This window comes from Cupriavidus sp. HMR-1 (assembly GCF_000319775.1).
Classification (GTDB): Bacteria; Pseudomonadota; Gammaproteobacteria; order Burkholderiales; family Burkholderiaceae; genus Cupriavidus; species Cupriavidus metallidurans.
Genome location: NZ_ANKP01000106.1, coordinates 1 through 8,459 on the forward strand (window position 1 = coordinate 1; position 8,459 = coordinate 8,459).

The following is an 8,459-nucleotide window of genomic DNA, read 5'->3' on the forward strand; positions in this document are numbered from 1 at the left end:
CCACGGCCGCGACGCAGGGTGCGAGCCCGGCGCCGGGCGTCGCCGACACGCAGCGCGGATCAATCGGCGCGCAGCTTGGCGGGCGCTTCAGCGAACGCTTCAACCAGCACTGGCTCGAATCGCGCCTGGGCAAGGCCGCAGTGAGTGCCGAAGAGCAGCAGTTGCTGGAGCAGTGCGGCTTCTACGGCGTCAGGCCACGCGCCGTGTTCGGTGCGTTACGCCTGCTGGTGCCGGGCATCCTGGCGGCGCTGGCGTTCGCGTGGAAGCTCGACGTTTCGCTGGCCAGCGCCCTGGCATGGGCGTTTGCAGCGTTCGCGGGCGGCTTCCTGCTGGCGAAGACCCTGCTGCGGCGGCGCGCGGCCCAACGGCTGCGCAGCGTGGCCGACGAGCTTCCGATCCTGATCGACATGCTGCGTCTGCTGCAGGGCGTGGGATTGTCGATCGACCAGAGCCTGCAGATCATCGTGACCGAGTTCGGCAGCATGCTGCAGGTGCTTGGCCCCGAGCTGCAGCGCTCCAACCAGCAGTTCGCGTCGGGCCGCTCACGCGAGCAGACGCTGCTGCGCATCGGCAAGCTGTTCGACGATGAAGATCTCAAGGGCCTGATCACCTTGCTGACGCAGGTGGACCGCCACGGCGGCGCGGTGCAGGAGCCGTTGCGCCAGTTCGGCGAGCGGCTGCAGATCGCGCGCAAGGCGCGCATGAAGGACAAGATCGGCAGGCTGACGGTCAAGATGACCGGTGTGATGGTGGTCAGCCTGCTGCCCGTGTTGCTGATCCTGACGGCAGGCCCGGGGTTCCTGGGTGTGATGCGCATGTTGGCGCAGATGAATGGAGGCAGTTGAATGAAGACCGTGATGTCGCCTTGGTCGCCCTGGTCGCCCCGGACCCTCTTGCCAGCGTCACTGGCCATGCCGTTGGCAGCCGCTCTGCTGCTGGCCGGATGCGCGTCCACGCCGAACACCGCGGAGGTGATGGCGCAGCAGGCCGATGCGCAGATCGAACTGGCGAAGCTGCGCGACAAGGAGGCCCGCGCCGAATACAACGATCAGTCCGTCTATCTGGGGCTGATCAACCGGATGCAGACGGAGGGCATGTACTTCGCGTCGCTGGCGCATATCGACGCCTTCCAGCAGAAGTTCGGCAGCAATCCATCGCTGCTGGCGATGCGGGCCGATGCCCTGCGTGAGACCGGTCAGGATGATGCGGCCCTGCAGGCGTACCGTGATCTGCTCGGGACCGATCGCGCCGCGCGGGCGCATCACGGCATTGGCCTTGTGATCGGCAGACAGGGAGACTTCATGCGTGCCGCCGGTGAACTGCGCCAGGCGGTGTCGATGGAGCCGGTGAACCCGCAGTTCTCGAGCGATCTTGGCTACGCGCTGATGCGAGGCGGTGCACTGCACGAGGCCCGCGTGCCGGTCATGCAGGCGCTGGAACTGGATGCCGCCAATCCGCGCGTGATCAGCAATGCGGTGGTGTGGTTGTGGGCGTCCGGCAAGCGCGCCGAAGCCAACGCCATGATGCAGCGTGCCGCGATGCAGGAGCCGACGCGATCGGCCATCCGCAAGGAGGCGGATCGGGTCAGTCGGGCCGTGCAGGTCCGCGAAAAGACCGCGCCGCATGGCGCGCAGGCCGTGGCGCTCAACGCAGGAGTCAAACCATGACGAGGAATCGTTCCAGACTGAAGGGCGCTGCGTGTACGGTGGCTATCGCCGCGATGCTGTTGGGGGTGGCCGGAGCCGCCTGGGCGCAATCCGCGCAATCCGCGCAATCCGCGCAAGCCGTCGAGCCGCCGCCGTCCCCGACGTTTCACCCGAACGACGTGCCGGTAGGGGACACCACGCGGATGCTGCTCGAGGTCCAGCGCAACGGCTCGCAGGCCGGGCCGCAGCAGTCGATGACCGGCGAAGAGGCGGCCATCGGCTATGCGCGCTATATGCGGAGCTTCCAGTACCCGTTGCCCGAATTCTTCAGCAGCCAGTCGACCGGCAGCGCATTGCGTGGCAGCACGGGCAGCCCGGCGCCGGTGGGGCAGTAGGCATCGCGATGCGTCACGTCACGTCCGGCTCGATCCACCCACGCCAGCGCGGTGCCGTCAGTCTGATGGCCGCGCTGCTGATTGCCGCGATTGGCGTCGCGGCGCTGGTGTCGCTCGACGTCGGCTTCGTGTTCTACACGCAGCGGCAGTTGCAGAAGCTGGTGGACGTGGCGGCGCTGTCCGGCGCGCAGCAATTGAAGAGCGCTGACGATCAGGCGACGACCAATGCCAACGTGCTGTCAAGCGTGACGTCCGCCGCGGCGCAGAACGGCTACGCCAAGGCCGTGGCGAATGATTGCAACACGGCAGTGGCTGGCGCGGCGGACGGCGTGCGGGCGTGCCTTGGGTTGTGGGACCCCGGCAACCCTGCCAATGGCGACAGCACGCGGCACTTCAATCCGGGCTATCCGGCCACAACGGTGTCGGCCAATGCGGTGCGCGTGCAGGCCACGTTGACGGTACCGCTGCTGTTCATGTTCCAGGGAGGCCAGTCGCGGCAGCTACACGCTGAGGCGATTGCCGCCGCGAGTCCGCCTGCCGCGTCGTTCACGCTGGGCAGCGGCCTGCTCAGGCTCTCGTCGGGTAACGGCCTGCTGGGGCTGCTGCTGGGCAACTCGGTCAATCTGTCGGTGGCGGACTGGAGCGGACTGGTAGGCGCGAACGTGACGCTCGAGCAGTTGCGTTTGCGGGCGGGTGTGGGCACGGTCGACCAGTTGCTGAACACTTCGCTCTCGATCCAGGACTTCTATGCGCTTGTGCTGGGCGCGGCGGGGCAATCGGCGCTGCTCAACGCGGCGCTTGGCAGCCCCACGACACAGCTTGGCCTGAATGGCATCGGCACCAAGGTGACGCTGGGCCAGATGCTCGACCTGGGCGTGCTGACACCGGCGGCTTCGTCGGCGGCGGAGGCGGCGCTCAATGTGGCAACGTTGCTGACCACGGCCGCCTATGTCGCGCGAGGGACGAGCGCGGTGGACCTGAGTACGCTCAACGTGAAGACTGCGCTTGGATCGATTGCCGGCTCGATGTACATCATCCAGCCGCCGAAGGTGGCCGTGGGGCCGGCCAAGCAGTATCCGGATGGAACGTGGAAGACCACTGCGACGACCGCGCAGCTTGGCCTGAAACTGGCTGCGCAGGTCTCTGTGCCGCTGGTGGTGGCCAACATCAATCTGAATCTGCCGTTGTGGCTGCAGATCGCGCAGGCCAAGGGAGATCTGACGCATATCCAGTGCGCGGCTGCCGTTCCGGACCGGCGGGCGACGATCAATGTGTCCACCAACGCCGTGATGGCGTGCCTGGGCAACCCCGGCGGCACAGGCTGTTCCGGCGGCCCGCTTACCATCGCCGACGTCCAGTTGTCGGCGGTCGGACTGTTCCCGATTGCCGATGCGAAGATGACCGGACAACCGATCTCGCAGTCCGGCCTCGCCGGTGCGGGCAACAGCTTCGTACTCGCACCGGGTGGTTACGTGGCCGCATCGTCGAGCACAGTGATCGGCGATACCGTGACCAACGTGATCAACGGCCTCAATCCAACGCTCGATGTCAGCCTGCTGCAACTTCAATTACTGAGCATTTCCCCGGGCTGGCTGCTGCAACAGGTGCTGAATCCATTGCTCACGCTGATCAACCAGCTCGTCAATACCCTGACGAGCCTGCTCGGCATCAGCCTTGCCAACGCCGACTTGTGGCTCAACGGCGTCGACTGCAACAACACGGAACTCGTGTACTGAACTGAACGATCATGAAAGCAGACCGCTGGGCCTACGAGAGCCTTGAAGTCTATGTGTGGGAAGGCAAGTACGAGATCGCCGATCGCGTCGCGCGCTTTCTGACGCCACTGGGCGCCGAAGTCGTTCGCGCGGGCGCGCTCGATGCGTTGCCGGCCGAACCACGGGTCAAGCCCAGCATCGCCATCATCAGTGTGTCGGCGATCGGCTCCGCCAAGTTCACGCTGGATTGGGAAGCCGCGCACGGCATGCCGGTGATCTGGGTCGGCGCCCCCGACCGCGAGAGCGATCCCGGCCGGTTCCCGACCGAGTACGCCTATATCCTGCCCCACGATTTCACCGGCGCCGATCTGCGCACGCAGATCGCCAAGCTGATGCCGCAACTGATGGCGGCCGCCGAGGCGCGCCCCGATGTGGCCGATCTCGTCGCCGGGTCCGCGGCAATGCAGTCGCTGCTGGAGCAGGTCGATACCTTCGCCAACTTCGACAGCAACGTGATGCTTTATGGCGAGACCGGCGCGGGCAAGGAACGCATCGCGCGGCTCTTTCACGATCGCAACGCGACGTATGGCAAGGGACCGTTCGTGGCGGTCAACTGCGGCGCGATTCCCGATGGGCTGTTCGAATCGCAGTTCTTCGGTCACGCCAAGGGCGCGTTCACCGGCGCGATGTTCGCGCATCGTGGCTTCTTCGAGCAGGCCACCGGCGGCACGCTGTTCCTTGATGAGATCGGCGACTTGCCGCTGTTCCAGCAGGTCAAGCTGCTGCGCGTGCTGGAGGAGAACGCGGTGACACGGCTCGGCTCCGCCATGGCGGTCAAGCTGGACTTCCGGCTGGTGGCCGCCACCAACAAGGATCTGCGCGAAGCGGTAACGCAGGGCCGTTTCCGCGCGGATTTGTACTTCCGGCTGGCCGTGATCGAACTGCGGCTGCCCAGCCTCGAGGACCGTGGCCCTGCGGACAAGATCGGCCTGCTGCAATCGTTCATGCGCCACATGATCGGCGCCGCCGCCTACGATGCGCTGCCGCCGATGCCAGACTGGCTCAAGGGCGCCGTGGGCTCCGCGTTCTTCGTTGGTAACGTGCGCGAACTGCGCAACCTGGCCGAGCGCATCGGCATCACGGTCCAGCAGCGCGGCGAATGGGACGAGGCGCGCATCCGGCCGCTGTTTCGCTCGCTGCGCCCCGGCGCGTTCGATGGCACCGAGCGGGCCGACCCGCGCGGTGACGCGGAGGAGCGCCGCCGCATCATCGCCGCGCTCGATGCCAACAGCTGGCGACGCCAGGACACGGCAACTTGCCTCGGCATCAGCCGCAAGGTGCTGTGGGAAAAAATGCGCAAGTTCCAGATCGAGGACAGCGAGGCGGAGCCGGTCTGAGTGGTGTCCGCGTACCGTTCGGTGGCCGCGACGTTATGATGCGGGACCGCACGGTATCTGCCGTGCTCTTGGCGCCACTGTGCCGAAGGACCCGAATTGCGTTTTCTCCACACCGCCGACTGGCATCTTGGTCGGCTCTTCCATGCCCGTAGCCTGATCGAGGATCAGTCTCATGTGCTCGACCAGTTCGTCGCGCTGGTGCGCGACCTGCGCCCCGACGCCGTGCTGATTGCCGGCGACGTGTACGACCGCGCGGTGCCGCCGCCGGAGGCCGTGGCGCTGCTCGACGATGTGCTGGCGCGTATCGTGGTGGATGCGGGCGTGCCCGTGGTGATGATCGCGGGCAATCACGACAGCGCCCAGCGCCTCGGCTTCGGCGCGCGCCTGATGGCCGCGCGGGGTCTGCACGTGGCCGGGCGCACCGGTCCGGAAACGTCTTGCGTGACGCTGCGCGATGCGCACGGCGAGGTGCGCATCTACGCCTTGCCCTATGCCGAACCGGCAGCGGTGCGCGACGCGCTCGGCACCGACTTGCCGACGCACGAAGCCGCATTGAACGCCCAGCTCGACGCCATCCGCGCCACGCATCCCGCAGGCGTCCGCTCTGTGGCCGTGGCCCATGCCTTCGTGGTGGGCGGTGCGGTCAGCGAATCAGAGCGCCCGCTGAGCGTGGGCGGTAGCGGTGCCGTGGCCGCGGACGTGTTCCACGGCTTCGATTTCGTGGCATTGGGACATCTGCATCGTCCGCAATGCATCGGCGATAGGATTCACTATTCGGGGTCGCTGCTCAAGTATTCGCTGTCGGAAGCCGAACACATCAAGACGGTATCGCTGATCGAACTTGACGCCGAGGGTGGCGTCCGGATCGAGGCGATACCGCTGCGACCGTTGCGCGACCTGCGCGTGCTGACCGGCACGCTGGCCGGCTTGCTCGAGGCGGGCGCCACCGACCCGAGCCGGGACGACTACGTCCATGCGGTGCTGACCGACGCGGGCGCGTTGCTGGACCCGATGGCGCGACTGCGCCAGGTCTATCCGAACGCACTGGCGATCGAGCGCGCGGTGCTGGCGCGTAGTGGTCAGGCCGGGGAAGCGGGGCGCAAGCTGCGGGAACTGGATACAGTCAGCCTGTTCGCAAACTTTTTCCGCGAGGTGGCTGACACAGACCTCGACGGCGATCAGCGCCGCGCGCTCGACGATCTATTGGCAGTCATGCAGGCATCGGAAAGGGAGTCGGCATGAAACCGCTTTACCTGAAACTGCAGGCCTTCGGCCCGTTCGCCGCCACGGAGACGATTGACTTCACGCGGCTCGGCGACCAGGCGTTCTTCCTGATTCACGGCCCCACGGGCGCGGGCAAGACCACGCTGCTCGATGCCATCTGCTTCGCGCTCTATGGCGATACATCGGGTGGCGAGCGCAGCGCGCAGGACATGCGCAGCGCCAATGCGGATCCAGCCCTGCGGACCGAGGTCACCCTCGAGTTCTCGCTTGGGGCGACACGCTATCGCGTGACGCGTTCTCCGACGCAGGACCGCCCGAGCCCGCGTGCGGCAGGCGGCTTCGTCAAGGAGACTGCGAAGGCGCAGCTTGATGCCCAGGTGGACGGTGAGTGGAAAAGCCACGCCAGCCAGCCGGTCCGCGTGACCGACGCGGTGCGGGTTCTGCTCGGCTTCGACAGCGCGCAGTTCCGGCAGGTGATCGTGCTGCCACAGGGACGTTTCCGCGAATTGCTGACGGCGGACTCGAAGGCGCGGCAGTCGATCCTCGAGCGTCTGTTCCAGACCGAGCTCTACCGCCGCGTCGAGGAACTGCTCAAGGAGCAGGCCGCGAGCATTCGCCGCGAAGCCGAGGAGATCTCGGTACGACGCAAGACCTTGCTGGACCAGTATCAGTTGCCCTCCGAGCTGGCGCTTGACGAACGTATCGCCGCGCATCGGGAGACGTTGACCGAACTGGAACGGCGCGAAGCGCTGGCGCGAGCGAGTAGCGACGCGGCGCAGGCGTCCTTGCGCAAGGGCGAGCTGGAGAGCACGCAGATCAAGGCCTGGAAAGAGGCGGAGGGCGCCTATGCCCTGCTGTCGGCCCGCGTGCCGGCGGTCGACACGGACCGCGCGCGCCTGCAGGCCGCGCGACGCGCGGCACAGGTGACGCCGGTTGCGCAACTGCTCGAGGTTGCCAGGCAGGATCAGACGGCCGCACTCGCTGCGAATGCCGCCGCCGGGACACGCGTGGCAAGCGCCAGTCGGGCCGCAGATATCGCAACGGGCGCGCTGCGTGCGGAACAGGCGCGTGGCGAAGCGCGTTTGGCCGCGCAGCGCACCGTGGCGAAACTGGAGGCGATTCTCCCGCAGGCACGCAGGCTTGGCGTGCTGCGCAACGGCGTGGCGCTGGCGAGTACCGGACTGGCCGCTGCAGAGGTGGCGCTTGCCGCCAAGGCGAAGGCGCGCGATGCCGCCGTGGCGGCGGCGAAGACGCTGGAAGGCGAGCTTGAGCTTGCGCGGCGCGACGGTGCAAATGCGCAGGCCCTGCAGCTTCAGCTTGGACTGGCGCGCGAACGCGCGACGCGCGTGGCACGTTGCCGGCAGCTCGATGCCGACCTTGGGCCCTTGCGCGAATCGCTGGCCTCAGCGGAAGCCGGCGCCAGCCGGGCGATGCAGACGCGCGACGCCGCGCGCGTCGCGATGCGTCAGGCGGAATCGGACTGGCGCTTTGGCCAGGCAGCACGCCTTGCCGCTGGCGTGAAGCGTGGCGAACCCTGCCCCGTCTGCGGTGGCAAGGACCACCCTGCGCTGGCGCAGCAGACGCTGGTGCTGGTGACCGACGAGGACCTCGATACCACGCGGGCCGCCTTGCAACATGCCGACGAGGCGTTGGCCGACGCGCAGGCCGTGCGGCAAAAGGCCGAGGCAAACGTCGCCCAATGTCAGGTGCGTCTGGCGGATCTGCGTGAAGGCGCAGGCGATGTGTCCGACGCGGGCGTGCAGGCGCTCGATCAGGAGATCCAGACGCTGACCGCCAGCGGCGCGAGGGCCGAGGCGGCGGCAACCCGCGCGGAACGGCTCGCGGCCCAGACCGTACAGGCACGTCAGGCGCAGGAGTCTGCCGAAGCCGCCGTACAGGCGGCCGATGGCGCATTGCGCACGGCGATGCATGAGCACGCTCAGCTAGATGGCGAGTGGCGTGCCGCGAGTGCGCAGGTGCCGGAGGATTCGCGCGACCCCGACGTCGTGGCCGCATCGCTCAAAGCCGCGCAGCGCGAAGCCGGCGCACTGGAAGCCGCATTGCAGGCGGCCCAGGGCGCCG

General features: G+C 67.4%; 7 protein-coding genes. All 7 read left to right on the forward strand.

All coding sequences use genetic code 11. The features are described 5' to 3' along the window. A partial coding sequence (locus tag D769_RS15060) for a type II secretion system F family protein (RefSeq protein ID WP_008646415.1) occupies positions 1 to 845 on the forward strand: 845 nt, incomplete at its 5' end. After that, on the forward strand, positions 846 to 1,667 hold the full coding sequence (locus D769_RS15065; RefSeq protein WP_008646422.1) for a flp pilus assembly protein: 822 nt from the start codon (positions 846 to 848) through the stop codon (positions 1,665 to 1,667). It begins immediately after the preceding gene. Further along, on the forward strand, positions 1,664 to 2,041 hold the full coding sequence (locus D769_RS15070) for a DUF3613 domain-containing protein (RefSeq protein ID WP_008646423.1): 378 nt from the start codon (positions 1,664 to 1,666) through the stop codon (positions 2,039 to 2,041). Before D769_RS15065 ends, D769_RS15070 begins: the two co-directional genes overlap by 4 nt. An 8-nt stretch (positions 2,042 to 2,049) precedes the next feature. After that, positions 2,050 to 3,777: a TadG family pilus assembly protein gene (locus tag D769_RS15075; RefSeq protein ID WP_008646425.1), complete on the forward strand. Its 1,728-nt coding sequence runs from the start codon at positions 2,050 to 2,052 to the stop codon at positions 3,775 to 3,777. Between the two features lie 11 nt (positions 3,778 to 3,788). Beyond that, positions 3,789 to 5,153, forward strand: coding sequence for a sigma-54 dependent transcriptional regulator (locus D769_RS15080; protein WP_008646426.1), 1,365 nt, complete (start codon positions 3,789 to 3,791; stop codon positions 5,151 to 5,153). A gap of 96 nt (positions 5,154 to 5,249) precedes the next feature. Continuing rightward, positions 5,250 to 6,395, forward strand: a complete 1,146-nt coding sequence (locus D769_RS15085) for an exonuclease SbcCD subunit D (RefSeq protein WP_008646427.1) — start codon at positions 5,250 to 5,252, stop codon at positions 6,393 to 6,395. After that, the coding region (locus tag D769_RS15090) for an SMC family ATPase (protein ID WP_008646428.1) at positions 6,392 to 8,459 on the forward strand (2,068 nt) is incomplete at its 3' end. The genes D769_RS15085 and D769_RS15090, both read left to right, overlap by 4 nt.

Bases quoted from the DNA above. Each gene is read 5' to 3' on its own strand.
- D769_RS15065 (WP_008646422.1), top strand. From the start codon at position 846: ATGAAGACCGTGATGTCGCCTTGGTCGCCCTGGTCGCCCCGGACCCTC.
- D769_RS15070 (WP_008646423.1), top strand. From the start codon at position 1,664: ATGACGAGGAATCGTTCCAGACTGAAGGGCGCTGCGTGTACGGTGGCT.
- D769_RS15075 (WP_008646425.1), top strand. From the start codon at position 2,050: ATGCGTCACGTCACGTCCGGCTCGATCCACCCACGCCAGCGCGGTGCC.
- D769_RS15080 (WP_008646426.1), top strand. From the start codon at position 3,789: ATGAAAGCAGACCGCTGGGCCTACGAGAGCCTTGAAGTCTATGTGTGG.